This is a genomic window from Mycobacterium sp. D16Q16 (assembly GCF_002013745.1).
Classification (GTDB): Bacteria; Actinomycetota; Actinomycetes; order Mycobacteriales; family Mycobacteriaceae; genus Mycobacterium.
In genome coordinates, this window is the sequence record NZ_MAEY01000029.1 from 1 (window position 1) to 21,397 (window position 21,397).

General features: G+C 63.9%; 20 protein-coding genes and 1 tRNA gene. 10 read left to right on the plus strand and 11 right to left on the minus strand.

The window, feature by feature from the left end:
• Positions 1–2,444, minus strand: a 2,444-nt coding sequence (locus B4394_RS23750) for a WXG100 family type VII secretion target (RefSeq protein WP_502688541.1), incomplete at its 3' end; no start/stop codon positions are given.
• Positions 2,445–2,735 (minus strand): WXG100 family type VII secretion target, encoded by a 291-nt coding sequence (locus B4394_RS23755; protein WP_078316446.1) that lies wholly within the window; start codon positions 2,733–2,735, stop codon positions 2,445–2,447.
• 153 nt (positions 2,736–2,888) lie between these two features.
• Here B4394_RS23755 and B4394_RS23760 point away from each other — a divergent pair, with 153 nt between their 5' ends.
• Positions 2,889–3,203 carry a helix-turn-helix domain-containing protein gene (locus tag B4394_RS23760; RefSeq protein ID WP_078316447.1) on the plus strand — a complete coding sequence of 105 codons (315 nt, stop codon included), beginning with the start codon at positions 2,889–2,891 and terminating at the stop codon, positions 3,201–3,203.
• A 178-nt stretch (positions 3,204–3,381) separates the two neighbouring features.
• Here B4394_RS23760 and B4394_RS23765 read toward each other — a convergent pair.
• Positions 3,382–3,458, minus strand: a tRNA-Leu gene (locus B4394_RS23765).
• A 124-nt stretch (positions 3,459–3,582) separates the two neighbouring features.
• On the opposite strand from B4394_RS23765, the gene B4394_RS23770 reads away from it, so the two are divergent.
• The 6 genes from B4394_RS23770 to B4394_RS23795 all read left to right on the plus strand — a co-directional run bounded on the left by B4394_RS23770 (position 3,583) and on the right by B4394_RS23795 (position 9,413).
• A complete protein-coding gene (locus B4394_RS23770) occupies positions 3,583–4,200 on the plus strand; it encodes an ANTAR domain-containing response regulator (protein WP_078288248.1) in 618 nt (205 codons plus the stop codon).
• A 97-nt stretch (positions 4,201–4,297) separates the two neighbouring features.
• The gene (locus B4394_RS23775; RefSeq protein WP_139360422.1) at positions 4,298–5,482 is read left to right on the plus strand and encodes a branched-chain amino acid ABC transporter substrate-binding protein; all 1,185 of its coding nucleotides are present in this window, start codon (positions 4,298–4,300) and stop codon (positions 5,480–5,482) included.
• 30 nt (positions 5,483–5,512) lie between these two features.
• Entirely contained in the window at positions 5,513–6,583 is a 1,071-nt protein-coding gene (locus B4394_RS23780) for a branched-chain amino acid ABC transporter permease (RefSeq protein ID WP_078316448.1), read from the plus strand.
• Positions 6,580–7,749, plus strand: a complete 1,170-nt coding sequence (locus tag B4394_RS23785) for a branched-chain amino acid ABC transporter permease (RefSeq protein ID WP_078312495.1) — start codon at positions 6,580–6,582, stop codon at positions 7,747–7,749. Before B4394_RS23780 ends, B4394_RS23785 begins: the two co-directional genes overlap by 4 nt.
• Positions 7,746–8,687, plus strand: coding sequence for an ABC transporter ATP-binding protein (locus tag B4394_RS23790; protein WP_139360423.1), 942 nt, complete (start codon positions 7,746–7,748; stop codon positions 8,685–8,687). The genes B4394_RS23785 and B4394_RS23790 overlap by 4 nt, the downstream gene beginning before the upstream one ends.
• A complete protein-coding gene (locus tag B4394_RS23795) occupies positions 8,688–9,413 on the plus strand; it encodes an ABC transporter ATP-binding protein (protein WP_078312496.1) in 726 nt (241 codons plus the stop codon).
• Here B4394_RS23795 and B4394_RS23800 read toward each other — a convergent pair.
• From B4394_RS23800 to B4394_RS23815, 4 genes are all read right to left on the minus strand, one after another.
• The gene (locus B4394_RS23800; RefSeq protein WP_078316449.1) at positions 9,395–10,102 is read right to left on the minus strand and encodes a YwaF family protein; all 708 of its coding nucleotides are present in this window, start codon (positions 10,100–10,102) and stop codon (positions 9,395–9,397) included. The genes B4394_RS23795 and B4394_RS23800 overlap by 19 nt on opposite strands.
• A gap of 39 nt (positions 10,103–10,141) precedes the next feature.
• Positions 10,142–11,347, minus strand: a complete 1,206-nt coding sequence (locus tag B4394_RS23805; RefSeq protein WP_078312498.1) for a lipid-transfer protein — start codon at positions 11,345–11,347, stop codon at positions 10,142–10,144.
• Complete coding sequence (locus B4394_RS23810) at positions 11,344–11,784, minus strand: Zn-ribbon domain-containing OB-fold protein (protein WP_078288150.1); 441 nt, start codon at positions 11,782–11,784, stop codon at positions 11,344–11,346. The genes B4394_RS23805 and B4394_RS23810 overlap by 4 nt, the downstream gene beginning before the upstream one ends.
• Before the next feature lie 68 nt (positions 11,785–11,852).
• Positions 11,853–12,563, minus strand: a complete 711-nt coding sequence (locus B4394_RS23815) for an SDR family NAD(P)-dependent oxidoreductase (protein WP_078316450.1) — start codon at positions 12,561–12,563, stop codon at positions 11,853–11,855.
• Between the two features lie 107 nt (positions 12,564–12,670).
• On the opposite strand from B4394_RS23815, the gene B4394_RS23820 reads away from it, so the two are divergent.
• Genes B4394_RS23820 through polA form a run of 3 tightly spaced genes read left to right on the plus strand, consistent with a single transcriptional unit; the run spans position 12,671 to position 16,248 of the window.
• Positions 12,671–13,093, plus strand: coding sequence for a winged helix-turn-helix transcriptional regulator (locus B4394_RS23820; RefSeq protein WP_078312500.1), 423 nt, complete (start codon positions 12,671–12,673; stop codon positions 13,091–13,093).
• Positions 13,094–13,102: 9 nt separating this feature from the next.
• On the plus strand, positions 13,103–13,492 hold the full coding sequence (locus tag B4394_RS23825) for a VOC family protein (RefSeq protein WP_078316451.1): 390 nt from the start codon (positions 13,103–13,105) through the stop codon (positions 13,490–13,492).
• 47 nt (positions 13,493–13,539) lie between these two features.
• A complete protein-coding gene (gene polA / locus B4394_RS23830) occupies positions 13,540–16,248 on the plus strand; it encodes a DNA polymerase I (RefSeq protein WP_078316452.1) in 2,709 nt (902 codons plus the stop codon).
• Between the two features lie 9 nt (positions 16,249–16,257).
• Here polA and B4394_RS23835 read toward each other — a convergent pair whose 3' ends face one another.
• From B4394_RS23835 to B4394_RS23850, 4 genes are all read right to left on the minus strand, one after another.
• Positions 16,258–17,460 (minus strand): FAD-dependent oxidoreductase, encoded by a 1,203-nt coding sequence (locus B4394_RS23835; protein ID WP_078316453.1) that lies wholly within the window; start codon positions 17,458–17,460, stop codon positions 16,258–16,260.
• A gap of 82 nt (positions 17,461–17,542) precedes the next feature.
• Positions 17,543–19,123: a fatty-acid--CoA ligase FadD1 gene (gene fadD1 / locus B4394_RS23840; protein ID WP_078316454.1), complete on the minus strand. Its 1,581-nt coding sequence runs from the start codon at positions 19,121–19,123 to the stop codon at positions 17,543–17,545.
• On the minus strand, positions 19,116–20,030 hold the full coding sequence (locus B4394_RS23845) for an alpha/beta hydrolase (RefSeq protein WP_078316455.1): 915 nt from the start codon (positions 20,028–20,030) through the stop codon (positions 19,116–19,118). The genes fadD1 and B4394_RS23845 overlap by 8 nt, the downstream gene beginning before the upstream one ends.
• Entirely contained in the window at positions 20,027–21,349 is a 1,323-nt protein-coding gene (locus B4394_RS23850; protein ID WP_078316456.1) for a flavin-containing monooxygenase, read from the minus strand. Before B4394_RS23850 ends, B4394_RS23845 begins: the two co-directional genes overlap by 4 nt.
• Between the last annotated feature and the right edge of the window lie 48 nt (positions 21,350–21,397).

The window sequence follows — 21,397 nt, forward strand, 5'->3', positions numbered from 1 at the left end:
GGGAGGGGCTCGCCGTGCTCGGGCAGCGTGTTGTGTGGCGCGGGAGCACGTTCGGGCGGCACCGGGCCGTCTGTGGGTCGCGGGGTTTCGGTCGGATGGGCTGGCGTGCGCGGGGTTTCCGGTTCGATCGGACGCTCACCCGGTGCCAGGGGCCGCTCACCAGGTGGGGCGCCATGATCGCCAGGTGTGGCGGGGCGCTCGCCGGGTAGGTGGTCTGCGGGTGCGGGTGCGCGTTCGGCGAATTGGGGTGTGGTGGTTTCTGAGGGGCCGGGGCCGGGCCGATCCGGTGGTGTGGGATGCGCCGACGATGCGGCGGGGGTGTGCTCGGCGGGTCCGGCGAGTGCGAGCTCGGTGGTGCGTTCACCCACCGGTACTGGGTGTTCGGCCAGGGCGGGCACACCGTGTCCCGATGCTTCGCCATATCCGGGGCCACCGCCATGCGAGACCAGGGCAGCAGCGTCGTCAGCCGGCCTGGTCTCGGCGCGTTCCATCGCGGGCGTGCCGTGATGTTCTGCCTGCACCGGCACGCCGCTGCCCTCGGAAACCGGTTGCGCAATCGCGGGTTTGGTCTCGGCTGCCGGAACGACCGGGTGCTCAATCGCGCCGGGCTTGGGTTCGCTGATGGTGGCCGTTGGTGGGTGTACATCGGTAGATGGGCCGAGCTTGAGCTCGCGAGGGTTAATGCCGTCGGGGAGCTTCCCCAAGGTTTCGGTGATCTTGCCGGTCTGGGCACTGACCTCGGCCACCGGATTGATGGCGGCGGCGTCCCGTCCGAGCGCGGTGGTGGTTTTGGTTTCGATGCTCGCCACGCCTTCGCCGACACGGGCTGCATCGGTGCCCACGGTGACGGCTCTGGCTGCGCCGCCACCGGGGACCAGGAACGTGGCGGCGGTGGTCAGGTTGTAGCCGACCGCCTCCCACGGATCGCCTTTCTTGACGTCTTCCCAATCCACGAGGGCTTTGATCGTCTCCAGGGTTTTGTCGGTCTGCCCACCGGGGTCTTGGATGAGTTTGGTTATTTCCCTGGCGGTGGTGCCGACCGGGTCCAACGCGCTGCCCACGGTTTTCGCCAGTCCGCCCCAGGTCTGTTGTGCGCCTTGGTTGTCGTAGACGAACCGGGTGGGGTCGAGACCGGTCACCATCGCTAGTGGGCCGGTGAACATTCCGGTGATGTTTTTGAGCGCCCCCGCATCCATGCTGACCAAAGCGTTGATGACCGGTGCCGCTGACGGGAACTCTTTGGACACCCAGTCTTTGATCGCGTCCTTGGCTGCATCGATCTGCGCCCCGATGCCGAGAAGATCGGACTTGCGGGCCTCGACTTGTTGGCCGTGGTTATCGAGCACGCCTTTGATGTCGCGGGCCACGGCCTTGATCTCATCTATCGGTGATTCGCCGTGAAACAGAAAGTCGCCCAACGTGTCGAGCATGTTCGATGGTGATAACCGCTGCAATAGATCCCGCACACTGTCTTGGGCGTGCTGGACCTGATCGGCGAACCCTTCCAGCTCACTGGCGAGCTTGCCCGACAGCTGCGCCAGCTGGGTCAGCGAGGATGTAATGGTGTCGATGGCCTTACCGATGGTCTGCGCTTCGGGCATCGTCTGCGCTGAGATCCCGGCCTTAGCGGCCTGTAATTGTGCGGCGACCCGAGGAAGCGCCTGCCACAACGCTTTCCACGGCGCCGCGACCGCCCTGGCCCCGTCCGGGTCGCCGTTGGGCCACACATCGCCGACGAAGAACTCGACCACTGACCACAGCGCCGGGGCCATGACACCGCCGCCATTGGCGTTGGAAATGCTCACCGACACTTTCGGATCGTGGATTTTGGCCGGCATGCTGACGGAGGGGGCCGCTTGCGGGATGGTGGCTGCCGCTTCGGCGAGGGCGTAGTTGGCTGCTGACACCCCGATGCCGTGCCCCACTGAACGGGCAGCGCCCAACGTCTGGAAGACAGCGCCGATGATCTGGTTGGCCTTCTGCACGTACTGCTCGCCGAAGTTTTCCCCGGCATCGTCTTGGCCCGAATTGAAACTCAGGCGTGCCCCCGAAAGAGCTTGCGTGGCAGCCAATAACCCATCGGCAGCGTGATCGACACTCTTGCCTGATTCGGCCAGCTGCGGCGGGTCGACATCGAGTTGCGTGCCGCCGCCCGCTGACCACATCTGTGCGTTGCTTTTGGTGGCCTGCACATAGCCTTCGCGCGCACCACGCAGGTAGTCGACGATCTTGCCGAACATGTCGCCGAGTTCTCCGTTGGCGCTCACCCACTTGCCGGTCGCCTCAATGGCGCTGGTCGCGGTGCGGCCCTCCCAGGCGGCGGCCATCTTGTTCTGCCCGTCGCGGCCCTGCTCGACAGACTCGCCGATCAGCGTCCGCAAGGCTACGACTGCCTCGGCTATATCGGCCATCACAGCCGGATCAACGCGGAACCGTGCACCCATTTAGAGGTGCTCGCTGGCCTCGTGGAGTTGCTGCGCGCTGCTGCGTGCCTTAGCCGTGGTGTTCGTCAAGGCTTTCGCCGAATTGGCGGATTCGTCATGCCAGCTATCCCAGATCGGAGAAAACGAGGATGCTGCACCCCCAGACCAGCCGTGGCCCAGGACCGAACGCACTCGCCCATCAGCGCTGCGCACCCCACCACCCAGGCGCTGCGCTACATCGGCGAGCAGCCCGAACGCGCCAGCGAGGGCAGCGGGATCGATCCGCAATACTTCATCCGAGGGTCCAACCATGTGCCCCCACCCCTGTATCTTTCGGCCCGATACCGCTCTCGAATGTGCTCACAAATCGTCCGGCTGGTTGCCAGCTATCTCACGCTACTACAGGCTCAGTAAGGAGGTGCTGTGAAATCGCATCAACGAATAGGTAGATTTATCTACGCATAGGTGGATGCCCTGGTGGGTGGCCCACCCAATGCTTGTTGGGTGTCTCCGTCCGCATCGCAACCCGATCCGGACACCGTTGGCGTCGCTGTTGATATTTCTGCGTTGGGCGTCGAACTTCAGCGCTTGCGTCTAGCCAAGAAATTGTCCTTGGACAACCTGTCCGAACGCACAGGGATACCGCGCAACACCATCCACCGCTACGAAAATCACAAACTCAACCCCACCGCAAAAGCGCTGCTACGCCTCGCTATTGGGCTGGAGACAAACATGAGCGATTTGGTCGCACCGCTCAATCATCTGGCCAACCCCTCCTAGCCGGGTATGGACCGGACTGCCGGACTAAGGGGACCGTGCAAGGGAGGCTGACCTTATGGCGATGAAGGTCGCGGTGTTCAGTAGTGGGCGTCCCGGGGTGTCCAGGGTGTCCGCTAGGTTGGGCTGACTGCGGACTGCAGTCCTGACCAGTTTAGGCCCGTGCGCTTACCTGCAAATATGGTGCCCTCGGTGAGATTCGAACTCACACTGCACGGGTTTTGAATCCGTTTCCTCTGCCAGTTGGGATACGAGGGCCTGGCGCTACTGCCGTTTTGTTGTCCAGCGGCCAGTCGCGCGATCTCCAACCTTAAGGGATGGGGTTCATCACTTTCACCAGGGTATCGCCGTACATGCGACCACATGCGTCACAATGGTCGCCATGACCGGCCCTCAGAACACCGAACCGGCGGCCCCCGCGCGCCGCGTGCTCGTCGCCGAAGACGAAGCTCTCATCCGCCTCGACCTGGTCGAGATGCTCCACGAGGAGGGCTATGACGTGGTGGGTCAAGCCGGGGACGGGCAGGAAGCCGTCGACCTGGCCGAGGAGCTCAAACCGGATCTGGTGATCATGGACGTGAAGATGCCGCGCCGGGATGGCATCGACGCCGCTTCGGAGATCGCCGCCAAGCGCATCGCCCCCATCGTGATCCTCACCGCGTTCAGCCAGCGCGACCTCGTCGAGAAGGCCCGCGACGCCGGCGCCATGGCCTACCTGGTGAAGCCGTTCTCCAAGACTGACCTGGTGCCCGCCATCGAGGTCGCCGTGAGCCGTTTTGGCGAGCTCACCGCCCTGGAGAAGGAAGTTCAGACCCTGGCGGACCGGCTGGAGACCCGCAAGCTTGTCGAGCGCGCCAAGGGCGTCCTGCAGTCGACCCAGGGCCTTACCGAACCCGAGGCGTTCAAATGGATCCAACGCGCCGCGATGGACCGTCGGACCACCATGAAGCGGGTTGCCGAGGTGGTACTGGAAACGCTCGACACCGACGCGCCGAGCTGAAACTCGAGTAAGCACTGCGCGTTGCCCCGCGGTTGACTATGTTTTCTGATCAGCGTTTTTGTTTCGCCCTGTCAGCCCCAGCCATCCGGAGGTAATCGTGCGTGCACGCGCGAGTCTGATCATGCTGGGCGCGGTGACCCTCGCCCTGGCCGGTTGTCATGCCGGCACTCAGTCGGACGATTCAAACCAGACCAGCCTGAAGATCTCGCCGTTGGTGCAGATCGCTCAGGATGGCTCGGAGGTCCCCGCGTCCAACGCGAAGTCGGCGGCCGATCCTGCCGGTGATGGAAAGGCGCAGTGCACCAACATTTCCCTGGCGATGGCCGGTGCCCTCAACGGCCCGGACGCGGCGTTGGGAATCAACATCCTCGACGGGGCAAAACTGGCCATCGACAAGCACAACGCCGCTAATCCCGGCTGCCAGATCAAACTCCGCGAGTTCGATACCGAGGGGCTGCCACAGAATGCGAGCAACATTGCTCCGCAAATCATCGGCGACCCGACCATCATTGGACTGATCGGGCCGGGTTTCTCCGGGGAGACCAAGTCGACAGGCCAGATCTTCAGTGAGGCCGGTCTGGTCTCGACGACGGCCTCGGCCACCAACGTGACACTCACCCAGCAGGGCTGGAAGACGTTCTTCCGCGGCCTGGCCAACGATGGGGTGCAGGGCCCGGCCGTCGCCAACTACCTCAAGAAGACGCTTGGGTACAAGAAGATCTGCGTGGTCGACGACAGCACCGACTACGGTTCCGGGCTTGCCAACGCGGTGCGCGGGACGCTCGGAACCGAGTGCAACGCCTCGGTGAAGAAGGGGGACAAGGATTTCTCCGCGGCGGTCTCTCAGCTCAAGAGCGCCACACCGGACGCGGTCTTCTTCGGCGGTTACTACGCCGAAGCGGCCCCCTTGGTGCAGCAGTTGCGCAACGCCGGGGTGACCGCCACATTCGTGTCCGCGGACGGCACCAAGGATATGGAGTTCGTCAAGCAGGCCGGTGACTCGGCCAAGGACGCGCTGCTGTCCTGCCCGTGCGGGCCTGCTTCGGACACCTTCGCCAAGGAGTACTCCGCCAAGTTCTCGCAGGAGCCCGGGACGTACAGCACCGAGGGGTATGACCTTGCGACGATCTTGGTCAAGGGTATTGACGCCGGAAAGACCACGCGGGCGGGTTTGGTTGATTGGGTGCGGAACTACCAGGGGCAGGGTGTGGCGCGTGAGTACAAGTGGAACGAGAACGGAGAGCTAACCTCGACGCTTATCTGGGTGTATAAGGTCACATAGGGCATACGAGGGGACTAGGCTCAGCCGCAAATGATTTCGGGGTGGATGGCACAGACAGGTGTGCAGGCCAGCACAATTTCATTCGATCTGCACGGACTGTGGAACAGCATCGGTCAGCTGACGATCGACGGTTTGGCGTGGGGCGCCATCTACGCCTTGGTCGCGGTGGGCTACACGCTCGTCTTCGGGGTGTTACGCCTCATCAACTTCGCGCACTCCGAGGTCTTCATGCTGGGCATGTTCGGGGCGTACTTCGCCCTGGATGTCGTACTCGGCTTCACGCCCGGCGGCAATGCCTATAACAAGGGCGTATCGCTCACTGTGCTGTACCTCGGTATTGCGATGCTCGTCGCGATGCTGGTGTCGGCCACCACGGCGCTGGGACTAGAAGCGGTCGCCTACCGCCCGCTGCGGCGCCGCGGCGCGCGGCCACTGACGTTCCTCATCACCGCCATCGGGATGTCCTTCGTCATCCAGGAATTCGTGCATTTCGTGCTGCCGAAAATCTTGAAGGGATACGGCGGCAGCAATGCACAGCAGCCGATCCGCCTGGTGACGCCCAGGCCAGTCTGGACCTTTGGCCCCTTTGACATCGGCGGCCGTCACATTCCCTTCCAAGCCACGCTCACCAACGTCACCGTCGTGGTGGTGGCGGCGGCCCTGGTGCTGGCCCTCTTAACCGACATCGCGATCAACCACACCAAGTTCGGGCGTGGTATTCGCGCGGTCGCGCAGGATCCGACAACGGCGACGCTGATGGGCGTATCGCGTGAACGCATCATCATGACGACATTCGTCATCGGTGGTCTATTGGCCGGGGCGGCCGCGCTCCTCTACACGCTGAAGGTGCCGCAGGGCATCATCTACTCAGGCGGATTCCTGTTGGGTATCAAGGCATTCTCTGCCGCAGTGCTCGGCGGTATCGGCAACCTGCGGGGTGCGCTGCTGGGCGGCCTGCTGCTGGGCGTGATGGAGAACTACGGGCAAGCGGTGTTCGGCACACAATGGCGCGACGTGGTGGCATTCGTCCTGCTGGTGCTGGTACTCATGTTCCGTCCCACCGGCATTCTCGGTGAGAGCCTCGGGCGGGCGAAGGCATGACGGCCGCACGCGCACTCGCGCCCGGTGACTCGATACGCCGGTGGTGGTCCGAGCTGGCACGCCCTGTCCAGTGGGCGTACGGGGCCATCGGTTTCGCGCTCATGGCGCTGCTGCCGGTATGGAAGATCCCGTTACTGGACACCCCCAATACGGCCTTCGGCCCGGTGATGGCGCAGTTCGCGATGGTAGCGCTGATTGCGATAGGCCTGAATGTCGTTGTGGGGCAAGCAGGGTTGCTTGATCTTGGGTATGTCGGCTTCTACGCCATCGGCGCGTACACGGTCGCGTTGCTCACGAGTCCCGACAGTCCGTGGAATCGGATGGGGACATCGGCCTTCTTCAGTTCGAGCTGGGCATGGTTGTCCTGTCTGCCGATCGCCGTCGCGATCACCGCCTTCTTCGGCCTCGTGCTGGGCACACCCACGCTCCGGCTACGGGGTGACTATCTGGCCATCGTCACGCTGGGATTCGGCGAGATCATCCGGCTGCTCGCCGACAATCTGGAGGTCACCAACGGACCACGGGGCCTGCACAAGATCGCGTATCCGCATGTGGGGGAGCAGTACGTCCGTGGCGGTGTCTTCTCCAGCGGCAATTCGGGTGGCCACCTCAACTATGGCGTGTGGTGGTACTGGCTCGGGCTCTGCCTGATCGCGGTGGTGCTGATACTGATGGGCAATCTTGAGCGCAGCCGAGTTGGCCGCTCGTGGGTGGCTATTCGGGAGGACGAGGATGCCGCCGAGATGATGGGGGTTCCGACGTTTCGGTTCAAGTTGTGGGCCTTCGTGATTGGTGCCAGCATCGGTGGATTGTCCGGTGCTCTGTATGCGGGCCAGGTCCAGTACGTGGCCTCGCCCACCTTCAACATCATCAACTCGATGCTGTTCCTGTGCGCCGTCGTACTGGGTGGGCAGGGCAACAAGCTCGGTGTGATCTTCGGCGCGTTCATCATCGTGTACCTGCCGAACCGTCTTCTCGGCGTGCAAGTGCAGGGCGTGGACCTCGGGAATCTGAAGTATCTGTTCTTCGGATTGGCGCTGGTTGTGCTGATGATTTTCCGGCCGCAGGGCTTGTTCCCAGCGCAGCAGAAGCTGATGGCATACTGGCGCAAGGCATCTGAGCGAATTGGCGCGAAGAAGCCCGAGGAAGCCGAGGCTCCGGTATGACCAAGCACGAGAAGGTCAGTCCTGAGGATGAGCCGGAGGGTGTCGAGCTCACCGGATCCGAAACCGCGGTGGACCTGGCCGAGGATCCTGACGACGAGACTGATTCCGCCGAGGCCGAGGTGCTGCTCGAGGTCAAGGAACTGACGCTCAAATTCGGTGGCCTGCAAGCCCTCGACGGGGTGAGCTTCGATATCCGGCGTGGCGAGATCCTCGGTCTGGTCGGCCCGAACGGTGCCGGCAAGACGACCTGCTTCAACGCCATCACGGGTGTGTACAAGCCGACATCGGGCAGCATCGTGTTCGACGGGAAACCGCTGCGCAGAATGCGGCGACACCAGATCACCCGGCGCGGCATCGCCCGGACTTTCCAGAACATCCGTCTGTTCGGCGAGATGACGGCCCTGGAGAATGTCGCGGTAGGTACCGACGCCCGGCACAAGACCTCGGTGCTGGGCGCGCTACTGCGCACACCACGGCACCGGCGCGAGGAACACTATGCCGTCGACGTGGGACTGGGGCTGCTCGACTTCGTCGGCATCGCCGATGTCGCCGACATCAAGGCCAAAGACCTCCCGTACGGCAGTCAGCGCAGACTTGAGATCGCGCGGGCGCTGGCCACCGAGCCCAAGCTGCTCTGTCTGGATGAGCCTGCCGCCGGGTTCACTCCCAGTGAGAAGGAATCACTGATCGAGCTGATTCAGCGCATCCGCGATTACGGGTACACGGTCCTGCTTATCGAGCACGATATGAAGCTGGTCATGGGCGTCACCGATCGCATCGTTGTACTCGAGTTCGGCAGGAAGATCGCCGACGGCCTGCCCGCCGAGGTCAGAAACGACCCGGCGGTGATCGAGGCGTACCTAGGAGTGGCCGATGAGGAATTCCACGGACCCGGTTGGCTCGACTCGGCCGCGCCCGATACTGAAAGCGAGAGGTAAGTGCCTCCCGTACAGCTGAAACTCACCAACGTCGGGGTCCACTATGGCCCGATCCAGGCGGTTCGCACGTTGTCCCTGGACGTTCGGGAGGGTGAGCTGGTCACCCTGCTCGGTTCCAACGGCGCCGGTAAGTCGACCACGATGCGTGCCATCTCCGGTCTGGTCCCGCTCAGCGCCGGGTCCATCTACTTCGAGGGTCAGGACATCTCGAAGATGAAGGCGCACAAGCGTGTCAAGGCGGGAATCGTCCAGGCGCCCGAGGGGCGGGGGATATTTCCCGGCATGACCGTCGCCGAGAATCTCGAAATGGGTTGTTACGGGCGCAAATTCAAGTCACGGGCGGAGCGCCGGGAACGCCTCGACTGGATCAACGCATTGTTCCCGCGGCTCGCCGAACGCCGGCACCAGGAGGGCGGCACTCTCTCCGGCGGCGAACAACAGATGTTGTCCATCGGACGTGCGCTGATGGCCAGGCCGAAGATTCTCCTGCTCGATGAGCCGTCCATGGGTCTGGCACCGTTGTTGATCACGAAGATCTTCAACATCATCGAGGAGATCAACGCCTCCGGGACGACGGTGGTTCTGGTCGAGCAAAACGCGCAGCAGGCACTGAGCCGTTCGGATCACGCCTACATCCTGGAGACCGGGTCGGTCGTTCGATCGGGCGCCGGACGAGAATTGCTGCAGGACGACAGCGTTCGGTCCGCCTATCTCGGCGTTGTCTGACCTTCTCCTGTTCTACCCGCGGCCCGCTCCCACGGCCAGGTCATCAATGCCCAGACCGTCAGAACCAACATGGTCGCGAGGACCACATACCAGGGCCACGGGCCCATCAGGTCCAAAAGGCTTGCCGTGTCCGGTTTCTCGTTGAGAAAGCCATAATTCGACCCGGCGACGGCGTTGAACGTCATGGTGAGAGTTGCCCAGGACAATGTGACGGTGGCAGTCAGGCGATAGCTATGCCACGTCGGACGCATGCCCCGTCCCCACGTGAGATAGATGGCCGCCCACACCACGAGCAGATGTATCGACCAGAACGCGAGAAACTCGTAGCCCGGAAAGTCAGGGCCGGTCAGCACGGGGGAGATGAGCGCCTGGCTACTGAGCACCAGTCCCCAGTAGTACGTCAACGCATATGCCCAATACCGTTGGGACCACAGCGCATATGCTGCGACGACGGTCGCCAGGTCGGTCAGCCGCAGGGGCATCGAGACATCAATGCGCATCGGGATGCATCCGGCGATGAAGATGACGGCATAGATGATGGCGGTCACCGCACCGAGCACACGACCAACCAGCCGCGCGCCGACGTCGGTAAGCCTGCGCCCGCGCGACACCAAGAGCACTGCGCCGAGTACGAATACGGCAAGAATCACCCAGTGCGACGGGCCGTATGCGTGGAACTGTCGTTCCATCGCTTGAGGCTAACGCCCGACGATCACCACGGAGCGCGACTAGCGCGCGACGATGACCGACGAACCGTTACCGAACAGGCCCTGGTTGGCGGTAATCCCGACTCGCGCACCCTCGACCTGCCGATCACCGGCCTGCCCGCGCAGCTGCCAGGTCAGCTCGCACACCTGCGCGATGGCCTGGGCCGGGATGGCCTCGCCGAAGCAGGCCAGGCCGCCGGAGGCGTTCACCGGAATCCGGCCGCCCACCGTGGTGGCACCGCTGCGCAACAGCTGCTCGCCCTCGCCCCTGGCGCACAGGCCCAGGTGCTCGTACCAGTCCAGTTCCAGGGCAGTCGAGAGGTCGTACACCTCGGCGAGGCTCACGTCCTCGGGGCCGATACCGGCCTCCGCGTAAGCGGCGTCGACGATCTGATCCTTGAACACGCGGTCGGGTGCCGGCACCACGGCGGTGGAATCGGTGGCGATATCCGGGAGTTCCGGGAGATGCTGCGGGTACTTGGGGGTGATCGTGGCGACCGCGCGCACCGACGGGACACCCTCGACCGAACCGAGATGCTTTTTCGCGAAATCGGCGCTGGCCACGATCAGGGCCGCGGCGCCGTCGCTGGTGGCGCAGATGTCCAGCAGTCGCAGCGGGTCCGACACGACGGGGCTGGCCAGCACGTCCTCCACGGAGGACTCCTTGCGGAACCGGGCGTTCGGGTTGTTCAGACCGTGCCGAGAGTTCTTCACCTTGACCTGGGCGAAATCCTCGGCAGTCGCGCCGTAGAGGTCCATCCGGCGCCGCGCGAGCATCGCGAAGTACACCGGGTTGGTGGCGCCGATGAGGTGGAAACGCTGCCAATCCGGGTCGGCCTTGCGCTCGCCGCCCACCGGCGCGAAGAAGCCCTTCGGCGTGGTGTCGGCTCCGATGACCAACGCCACATCGCAGAAGCCGGCGAGAATCTGCGCACGGGCACTCTGCAGGGCCTGCGAGCCGCTGGCGCAGGCGGCATACGTCGAGCTGATGGGCACGCCGTTCCATCCCAGCTTCTGGGCGAAGGTCGAGCCGGCGATGAAGCCCGGGTAGCCGTTGCGGATGGTATCCGCTCCGGCGACGAATTGGATTTGACGCCAATCTAATTCGGCGTCCTGCAGTGCAGTGCGGGCCGCGGCGACGCCGTACTCGGTGAAGTCACGTCCCCACTTACCCCACGGGTGCATGCCCGCGCCGAGGATGTAGACCGGATCCGGGGTGCGGCTCATGCCGAGACCTTCTTCCATGCGTAGACCAGACGCTGCACGCCCTCGTCGTCGGTGTAGAGCGGTTCGAGTGCGAGTTCCATGGCCTGGCCCACCTTCAGGTCGGCGGCGCCGGTGCCCGTAACCACCTTGCCGAGCACGATGATGCCCTCGGCCGCCAGTTCGACCGCGGCGATCGCGTACGGCTCGTACGGGTCGGATACCGGATACGGGGGCGGCGGCGCGTACTGGTTCTCGGTGTAGCTCCACACAGTGCCCCGCGACGACAGCGGCACCTGATCCAGAACATCGCTGTCACAGGCCGGGTTGGGGCAGTTGTTGGCACGCGGCGGGAACACGATGGTGGCGCACTGTGTGCACTTGCCGCCTATCAAGTGGGGCTGGCCGGATTCGTCGGTGTCGAACCAGCCGTCGACGGCAGGGGCTTGATCTGTAGGCACCCGGTCAGATTACCCATGCTCATGAGTGAATTGAAACGTGTGTCAGTTTTGTCTCCCGCCTGGCGGGATCATGGCCCAAATATCGAGTCCGTCGGCACGAAATTCTCGAACGCGTTCCGGACGGCAGACATGTCCCACAACTGCTCGGCCAACGCCGCCGACTCGACCGTCGGGAACTCGTAGGCGTCGCGGGGGGTCACGGCCGCCATCTCGCTACCGAGGATGAGTGCCCCTATGGTCAGCAGCCCGACGTACACACCACGCGGTGCCACTTCAAAATGCAGTCCCTGCAGATAATTTCGTGCCGCGGCGGCTGCCGGGCCGGGGCCGCTCATCTCCGGCATCGCCCTGGCGCCGGTACCGCCAATGGCGGCCAGGATTGCTCCACGTCCGCGCTCGATCATCCCGGGCAGTGTGGTCGACACCGTGTGAATCAATGGGCGCACCAGCAGCCCCCAGTAGCGGTCGGCCTCGGCCACGGTGAGTTGGCGTGCGGGGGTGAACGTCAGCGGCGACGAGGGGCCGTAGTAAATGGCCTCGATTGGGGGCAGCGTAGAGGTCACCGCTGCAAGGAGCTCCGCAAGGCGGACCTCATCGGTGAGGTCGGTCGGGAAGGCGGTGGCCGCTGTTCCTTCCTCGGCGAGATCTGCCACCAAGGCATCGAGTGGTTGGCGCCGCCGGCCCGCCACCGCGACGTGGAAACCTTCACGGCCAAATCTACGAGCCACCGCCGCGCCGGTGCCACTGCCGGCCCCGAGCACCAGCATGGTTCTGTCCATCCTTAACCTCCTGGTCGTATCATTTCTTCTGATATGTGCGTAGCACCATCATGAAGAAGTCTTGAACCTCTTACAAAAGGCACACGTGTGTGCGCTGGCGAACAAGGATGTGCGTAGTGACGGAACGCGAGAGCCCCGCTTTGCCGAGTATTTGCGCCGGGGTGGGGCTGGCAGAGGGTGAGTTCATCCGCGAGGTCCTGGACCGCGTGGGCGACAAATGGAGCGTGCTGATCATCGCGACGCTGCACGACGGCCCGCGCCGATACACCGAGCTCCACGACGCCGTACCGAGCATTTCGCAGCGCATGCTGACCCGCACGCTGATGTTGTTGCGCCGTGACGGACTCGTCACGCGCACCGCATTCGCCGAGGTGCCACCGCGGGTGGAGTACGCGCTGACGCCATTGGGACTCGATCTGCACAGCATCTCCGCCGCCCTGGTCCTCTGGGCACGCGGCCATCACGAGGTGATTCGCGGCCACCGGGCCCTGTTCGACGCCGCCCTTGACAATGCCGCGATGGCGAAGTAGCGAGGTTCCATGGGTATCGCGTTCAACCACACCATCATTCATTCACGTGACCGCGGCGCGTCCGCGCGCTTCTTCACCGAAATCTTCGGGCTGCCTTCCGCACAGGAAGTCGGTCCGTTCCTCAACGTCACCCTCGAGCACGGCGGCAATCTGGATTTCGCGACCATCGCGGGCGATGACATCACCCCGCAGCACTATGCCTTCCTGGTCGACGAGGACGACTTTGACGCGATCTACGGCCGCATCACTGATCGCGGTCTCGAGCACTGGGCAGATCCGCGGGCACAACATCCAGGCGAGATCAACCACAACGACGGCGGTCGCGGGGTCTACTTCCGGGACCCGGCGGGCCACTACCTGGAAATCCTCACCCGGCCCTACGGATCAGGGGAGGAGTAGGAGTCGGGGTCGTAGGTGCTGTCGCCCCCGTTGCCTAGGGTAGGACTGTGACTGCGCCTGTAACCAAGACCGGGACCAAACAGCCGACCCTCCTGCTGCTCGACGGCAACTCCCTGGCGTTCCGGGCGTTTTATGCGCTCCCGGCCGAGAATTTCAAGACGCAGTCCGGCCTGACCACCAACGCGGTGTACGGGTTCACCTCGATGTTGATCAACCTGCTGCGCGACGAGGCGCCGACGCATGTGGCGGCCGCCTTCGACGTTTCCCGCAAGACATTCCGTTCCGAGCGCTACCCCGACTACAAGGCCACCCGTTCGGCCACGCCCGACGAGTTCCGCGGGCAGATCGACATCACCAAGGAAGTGCTGCAGGCCCTGGGCATCACGGTGCTCGCCGAGGAAGGATTCGAGGCCGACGACATCATCGCCACCCTGGCCACCCAGGGGCAGGCCGAGGGCTTCAAGGTCTATGTGGTCACCGGTGATCGCGACGCACTGCAGCTTGTCAATGAGGACGTGACGGTGCTGTATCCGCGCAAGGGTGTCAGCGACCTCACCCGGTTCACGCCGGAGGCAGTGGAGGAGAAGTACGGGCTGACACCCACCCAGTACCCCGATTTCGCAGCACTGCGGGGCGACCCCAGCGACAACCTCCCCGGGATCCCCGGCGTCGGCGAGAAGACCGCCAGCAAGTGGATCCTCGAATACGGATCCTTACAAGAACTGATCGACAAGGCCGATACCGTGCGCGGAAAGGTCGGCGAGTCACTGCGCGCGAACTTGGCATCGGTGGTTCTGAACCGCGAGCTCACCGATCTGGTGCGCACGGTGCCGCTTCCGTATGTGCCCGCCCAGCTCGCCGTGGCACCCTGGGACCGCGACCAGATACACCGCCTCTTCGACGATCTCGAGTTCCGGGTGCTGCGCGACAGGCTGTTCGAGACCCTGGAAGCCGTGGAGCCCGAAGTGGACGAGGGCTTCCAGCTGGCGGGACAGGCATTGGAGCCGGGCACTGTCGCCGAGTGGCTGACGGCACACACCGCGGATGGCCGCCGTAGCGGCCTCGCGGTAGTCGGGACCTACACACCCTATGACGGCGATGCGACGGCCATCGCCATCGCCTCCGCCGACGGAGATGGTGCGTACATCGACACCACGACGGTCACCCCAGAGGATGAGGCAGCTCTCGCCGAATGGCTCGCCGATGAGGCTCGCCCCAAGGCGCTCCACGAGGCCAAGCAGGCCATGCACGCGCTGGCCGGACGCGGATGGCCACTTACCGGTGTCACCTCCGATACCGCACTCGCCGCCTACCTGGTGCGCCCCGGGCAGCGCAGCTTCGCGCTCGACGACCTGTCATTGCGGTACCTGCGCCGTGAACTGCGCGCCGAAGACACTGGAGAGCAACAGCTTTCGCTACTAGACGAAGACGGCGCGGACGGGGCCAAGCTATCCCAGGCCCAGATGCTGCGTGCCCGTGCCGTCATCGACCTCGCCGATGCGCTCGATGTCGAACTCGAACGCATCGAGTCGGCGGCACTGCTCACCGACATGGAACTACCGGTCCTACGGGTGCTGGCGGGGCTGGAGGCGGTCGGTATCGCGGTCGACATCGACCACCTGACCTCCCTGCAGAATCAATTCGCCACCGGTATCCGGGAGGCCGCAGACGCCGCCTATGCGGTGATTGGCAAGCAGATCAACCTGGGCTCTCCCAAACAGCTCCAGGTGGTGCTGTTTGACGAGCTCGGTATGCCCAAGACCAAGAAGACCAAGACCGGCTACACGACCGATGCGGACGCGCTGCAAACGCTCTTCGACAAGACCGGGCACCCATTCCTGGAGCACCTCCTCACTCACCGCGACGTCACCAGGCTGAAGGTCACCGTCGACGGGCTCCTGAAATCCGTTGCCGCGGATGGGCGTATTCACACCACCTTCAATCAGACGATCGCGGCCACGGGCCGATTGTCATCGACAGAGCCAAACCTGCAGAACATCCCGGTGCGCACCGAGGCGGGGCGCGAGATCCGCGATGGCTTCGTGGTCGGTGCGGGCTACTCCGAGCTGATGACTGTCGACTACAGCCAGATCGAGATGCGCATCATGGCGCACCTGTCGGCCGATGAGGGTCTTATCGAAGCGTTTAACACTGGCGAGGACCTGCACTCATTCGTGGCAGCCCGGGCATTCGGGGTGCCGATCGACGAGGTCACCGGTGAGTTGCGTCGTCGCGTGAAGGCCATGTCCTACGGCTTGGCCTACGGTCTGTCGGCCTACGGACTGGCCACCCAGCTCAAGATCTCCAACGACGAGGCCAAAGAGCAGATGGATCAGTACTTCTCGCGGTTCGGCGGCGTTCGCGAGTACCTGCATGCCGTGGTGGATCAGGCACGCAAGGACGGTTACACCTCGACGGTGCTCGGACGGCGCCGTTACCTGCCCGATTTGGACAGTGGCGACCGCCTGCGGCGTGAGGCGGCCGAACGTGCGGCACTCAACGCGCCGATCCAGGGCAGCGCCGCCGACATCATCAAGGTCGCGATGATCGCTACCGATAAGGCGTTGCGAAACAAGGGATTACGGTCGCGCATGCTCCTTCAGGTGCATGATGAGCTGCTCTTCGAAGTGGCCGACGGCGAGCGGGACACGCTGGAGGCGTTGGTACGCGAAACCATGGGTTCGGCCTATCCGCTCGATGTGCCCCTTGAGGTTTCGGTGGGGTATGGCCGCAGCTGGGATGCCGCGGCCCACTGAGCCGAGCCGCTAGTGCACGTCCGGGGTGTGCACCCGCTCCGGACGTAAACCTCTGCCGACCGCGATGGGCGGCACGAACTTGAGCGGACCCCGTCCGACAAAGAATGGCAGTTTGATGGGGGACAGGTCGCCGGTGAGAACCGGCTTGATGACGTTGTTCTGGACGAACACCTGAAACGCTTGCACCACCTTGGTCGGCAGTTCGCGCCGGCCTTGCACCCTGGCGAGATCCTCGTCGGTGACACACCGCTTACGCAGCGGATCCACCAGGATGTTGGCGGCTGCCACCGCATCGGCGACGGCCAGGTTGATGCCGACTCCGCCGGCGGGCGACATGGCATGCGCGGCATCGCCGATACACAGCAGACCGGGCCGCCACCAGGTCTTGAGCCGATCGACCCGGACATCGAGATGGCTGGTGTCATCCCAGGACCGTAGATCGTTCACGTGCTCGCGCAGTTGCGGGCGGGCGGTGATCAACCGCTCCTTGAATGCGTCCAGCGAGCCGTTGTGTGCTCCGGCGCCCTTGGGCATGAGATGGGCGACCTGCCAGTAGTCCCCGCGGTGAATCATGGCCAACAACAGACCTCTACGCAGGACCGCGAATGTCTCGTCGGGATCACCCGGTCGCCGGTTCAACCGGAACCACAGCACATCCATCGGTGAGCTCTCGTCGGCGGTTTCCAGTCCCGAAGCGGCGCGTACGGCGGACGTGCGACCGTCCGCCGCGATGACCAGATCGGCATGCACCTCCAGGTCGGGTGTCCGCACGCCCACCACTCGGTCGCCGTCAACAATCAGACCGGTGACCTCCGCATTCCGGACGAGCGTGAATTCCGGGTATTGCTCGGCCTTCTCAGCCACGAAGTCGAGGAAATCCCACTGCGGCATGAACGCGATGTATGGCTGCTTGTACCCCAACCACGCCAGCGCGCGAAAATCACCGAAGGTGCGCAACCGCCCGTCGCCATCGAAGGCGATGTGATCGACCTTCTGATGTGGCAGTCGCAGAAACTCGTCGATAAACCCGAGGTCATCCATGATGCGCATGGTGGTCGGATGAACGGTGTCCCCGCGAAAATCGCGCAGAAAGTCGGCGTGCTTTTCCAGAACGACAACGTTGATCCCTGCCCTCGCCAGCAGCAGCGCATGCACCAAGCCGGCGGGGCCTCCGCCGGCGACACACACCTGAGTCCGCATCACGTGCGCCATACCCGGACGCTACGCCCGAACCAGCTGGGGTGGGGCGTCCGACCACACATCGCTGGCCATTCCGATGCCGACCTGAACAGTGCTACCGGGAGTTCTCCGCGGACTCATACTCGGCGCCGCGTTCGTCTCGATGCCACAGCTCGTCGTCGCCGACATCAACGCCATCCGAAATCAGCGCGCGCTTGAGCACCTTGTTGGTTGCGGTGCTGGGCAGGCTACGTGCCAAGCGCACATATCGCGGCCAGCCAATCCGTGGCAGATCTTCCTGTGCGGCGAGAAACCTGGAGAGACCCGACTGCGTCAACGAATCCCGCAGTACCAGCGCCGCCATCACCTCGTCGCTGTCCCGCCTATTGCGAATCGCGTACACGGCTACCTGGCTCACCGCGGGGTGCCGCTGCAGAATCCGCTCGATGGGTGCCGCCGCCAGGTTCTCGCCATTGATCCGCATCCAGTCGGCAGTCCGGCCCGCCAGGTAGATCCAACCCTCGCCATCCCGGTATGCGAGGTCGCCCGACCAGTACATGCCGTGGCGCATCCGTTCGCCGGTGGCGCCGTCGTCGTTGTAATACCCGGAGAAAAAGCCCGCCCCTTGGGTATTCACCAGTTCACCGACCGCCTCATCCGGGTTGGCCAGGATGCCGTGTGCGTCGAACCGGGCTGTGGCGCATTCGCTCAAGGTGTCAGGGTCGTAGATCCCGACACCGGGAAAACCCTTGCCGATGGATCCCGTGGGAGTTCCTTCCTCCCGGGTGATGATGACGGCATTCTCCGTCGAACCGAATCCGTCGCACACCGTGACATCGAATCGCCGTGCGAATTCGGCAATGTCGTGGTCGGAGGCTTCGTTTCCGAAGGCCACGCGCAACGGGTTGGATGCGTCGCAGGGTTGTTCCTCCGTAGCCAGCACGTAGGCCAACGGCTTGCCCACATAGTTCATGTACGTGGCGCCGACTTCCCGAATATCGGCGAGGAAGCCCGACGCGGAGAACTTCGCCGGGGCAAGCGTGGCACCCGCAGCGACCGCGACAGCCCATCCGGCCAGCACGGAGTTGGAGTGGAACAGTGGCATCGAGACGTAGCAGACGTCGGCGGCGGACAGCGAGAATCGAGCCACCAATGACTGGGCCGCAACAAGAACCATCATGTGCGTCACCAGAACTGCCTTCGGGTCCCCACTGGTCCCGGAGGTAAAGATCATCATGAAGGGATCGAGGGCCTGGGCGGTTCGGCAGGGCTCTAGCTCGCCGGCTTCCGCGACCTCGCGCTGCCAATCCGCACCGTCGACATCGATCACCACGACACCGGGCAGATCCAACGATTCGAGTAGAGGCGCATGGTCAGCGTCCACCAGCAGGATCTGTACATCCGCCTTGTAGATATCGCGTGCCAACCCCTCTCCGCGCCGAGTGCTGTTGATGGCGCACAGGATGTACCCACCCTGGGCGGCGGCGGCCATCGCCGTGGCCATCGCGGGTGTGTTGCCCAGCAGGGTGCCGATGTGCAGCGGCCGATCAGGGTCCGCCATCCGAATCAGTACCGAGGCGTGACGAGCCGCCGCGGCCATGTGCTCGCGCCACGTCCACGTCACACCCCGATAGACGAGCCCCGCGTTGTCATCGGTGGCCCGCGCGCGGACCAATTGCTGGATGGTCTCAACCATGGACTGCTTGGGTAAGCGACGCCGCCCTGACACCCAGATGTCTCGTCAAAAAGCTGATTTGGTGGGACACCACGGAACCGAAGCACTCCTGGCCCTGGTAGACACCGAAGTGATCACACGGGTAGTGCCGCACCTCGGCGCGGGCCTTGAAGGCGGCCTTGGCCGCGGCGTGCGGCGGCGCTGCCCGGTCGAAGTCAGCGATCTGCACCAGAGCGGGACAGTCAATGCGCGCGGCATAGCGAGTGGGGCGATAGGAGGCAAGTTGAGTGCCTACCGTCGCGTCGATCTCATTGCGCCAGGAGGGGCCCGCGATCTCCAGATGCGCCTCGTAGTATCCGTCAGACGTCAGCGCCGCCAGTTCTCCTGGGTGCCCGACGATCGGGATCGTGCGCTGCCCGCGGCCCACCCGGCTGCGGACGCCAGTCAGGGCAGAGCGCATGAGGGCACCGGCACTGTGTTCACCCATTGCGGACCGTGCTGCCGCGATGCCGTCCACCAAGGGCGTCACCGACACAACAGCCGCCACGTCGTTGCGTGCGCCGGCGACCGCCAGCACATGCCCACCCGCCAGGGAAACACCCCACAGGACAATTCGCGTGGGATCGACGCCGGGAAGACGAGCCGCGGTGCTCACCGCGGCGTGATAATCACCGATCTGACGACTGAATGAAACTTGTTGCCGGGGAAAGCCGTCAGATGATCCGAAGCCGCGGTAGTCAAAGGCCAGGGCATGCATGCCGGCGGCGGCCAGCCGTTCGGCGAACGGTTCTAGCCCCGAGTCCTTGGTGCCGCCCAGGCCGTGCGCCATCACCACGACAGGAGCCGGCTCCGCTGACGTCTGAGTTCGGTAAAACCACGCATCACAGTCGATTCCGTGGCTACTGAATCGGATGTTCCGTCGGTTCACGCCGCTCCTCCCGCCCGCGCAAATCCGCCGGGGATCTCCTTGGTTCTCATATCGTGTTCGTAGAGGAAGTAGTCCAGCTGCTGGGTATGGCGCGGGCGATCAAGCATGTGCCCGGTGTACTTGCGATGCTCTGCCTCGATCACCGCATGCATCTCGTCGACTGAGGGCAATCGGTACTTGCCCGCCGCGTAGGCGCCCACCAGGCGCGCCTGACATTCGACGAAGGGGAAGAGCGATGGAACAGCCTGCGCCAGACCGACGAAGATCAAGTCGTCCAGGCCGGGCTTGAACATCCGTTTGTATAGGTCGATGCGATTGCCCGGGGCACTGAGGAATTCCGGATCGAAGAACGGGAAGGTGATGTTGTAGCCGGTCGCGAAGATGATCACGTCGAAGTCCGTGAATGTGCCGTCCTCGAAATGCACGGTGTCACCGTCCAAGCGGCTGATGTTCGGCTTGGGGGTGATGTCACCGGATCCGAGTCGCAGCGGTAGCTCCACGGACTGAGTGAAGTGTGCCTCGCCGAACTTGTGGTTCGGCATCGGCAGCCCCAGTTGATCTGGGCGACCCGACATGATCGGCTGCATCATCTGAAAGAGCTTGCGCTGCCATGCCATCGGTATGTGCGGGCTGGTGCGGAAGTACTTGTCGGCGGGTTGTCCGGCGACGTACTTGGGAACGATCCAGGCGCCGGATCGGGTGGAGAGGGTGACGGTGTTTCCTGTCGCTCGTGACGATAGTTCCACCGCGATGTCCGCCGCGCTATTGCCCAGACCCACCACCAAAATTCGCTTGTCCATGAGATCCAGGGGAGTGCGCGGATCGATGTAGTGGTGCGAATGCAGTGTGGTGCCGGTAAATGTGCCCGGAAAGTCGGGATACCTGGGGTCCCAATGATGACCGTTGGCGACGACGAGCAGGTCGAACAATCGGCGTTCACCCCTCTGCGTCAGCAGTTCCCAGCCGCCGGTCGATAGTCGCTCGGCGTGCACGACGCCGTTGCGGAATTCGATGTTGGGTCTGAGATCGAAGGCTGTCGCATAGTCCTCGAGGTACTGCTTGATCAGGGTGTGATGGGGAAAATGCGGATAGCTGTCAGGCATGGGGAAGTCGCGGAAGGACAGCTGATGCCGTGAGGTATCGATGTGCAGGGAGCGGTAGGCGCTGCTGTGGCCGTTGGGATTGCCGAATGCCCAGTTTCCGCCGATTCGATCTGACGTCTCGAAGCAGGTGAAGGGAACTCCATAGTCGGACAGCATCTTCGCGGATGTGAGCCCGCTGATGCCGGCACCGATGATCGCGGTATTGGGTCGGGTCATGGCACTCCTAGAAATACGACCGCGGCGATGCGGTCGTCTCTGAACAGT

What these genes read in the sequence shown, in the direction of transcription:
- B4394_RS23755 (WP_078316446.1), bottom strand. Translation starts at nt 2,735, where the DNA reads ATGGTTGGACCCTCGGATGAAGTATTGCGGATCGATCCCGCTGCCCTC.
- B4394_RS23770 (WP_078288248.1), top strand. Translation starts at nt 3,583, where the DNA reads ATGACCGGCCCTCAGAACACCGAACCGGCGGCCCCCGCGCGCCGCGTG.
- B4394_RS23780 (WP_078316448.1), top strand. Translation starts at nt 5,513, where the DNA reads ATGATTTCGGGGTGGATGGCACAGACAGGTGTGCAGGCCAGCACAATT.
- B4394_RS23785 (WP_078312495.1), top strand. Translation starts at nt 6,580, where the DNA reads ATGACGGCCGCACGCGCACTCGCGCCCGGTGACTCGATACGCCGGTGG.
- B4394_RS23790 (WP_139360423.1), top strand. Translation starts at nt 7,746, where the DNA reads ATGACCAAGCACGAGAAGGTCAGTCCTGAGGATGAGCCGGAGGGTGTC.
- B4394_RS23800 (WP_078316449.1), bottom strand. Translation starts at nt 10,102, where the DNA reads ATGGAACGACAGTTCCACGCATACGGCCCGTCGCACTGGGTGATTCTT.
- B4394_RS23805 (WP_078312498.1), bottom strand. Translation starts at nt 11,347, where the DNA reads ATGAGCCGCACCCCGGATCCGGTCTACATCCTCGGCGCGGGCATGCAC.
- B4394_RS23815 (WP_078316450.1), bottom strand. Translation starts at nt 12,563, where the DNA reads ATGGACAGAACCATGCTGGTGCTCGGGGCCGGCAGTGGCACCGGCGCG.
- B4394_RS23820 (WP_078312500.1), top strand. Translation starts at nt 12,671, where the DNA reads ATGTGCGTAGTGACGGAACGCGAGAGCCCCGCTTTGCCGAGTATTTGC.
- B4394_RS23825 (WP_078316451.1), top strand. Translation starts at nt 13,103, where the DNA reads ATGGGTATCGCGTTCAACCACACCATCATTCATTCACGTGACCGCGGC.
- B4394_RS23835 (WP_078316453.1), bottom strand. Translation starts at nt 17,460, where the DNA reads ATGGCGCACGTGATGCGGACTCAGGTGTGTGTCGCCGGCGGAGGCCCC.
- fadD1 (WP_078316454.1), bottom strand. Translation starts at nt 19,123, where the DNA reads ATGGTTGAGACCATCCAGCAATTGGTCCGCGCGCGGGCCACCGATGAC.
- B4394_RS23850 (WP_078316456.1), bottom strand. Translation starts at nt 21,349, where the DNA reads ATGACCCGACCCAATACCGCGATCATCGGTGCCGGCATCAGCGGGCTC.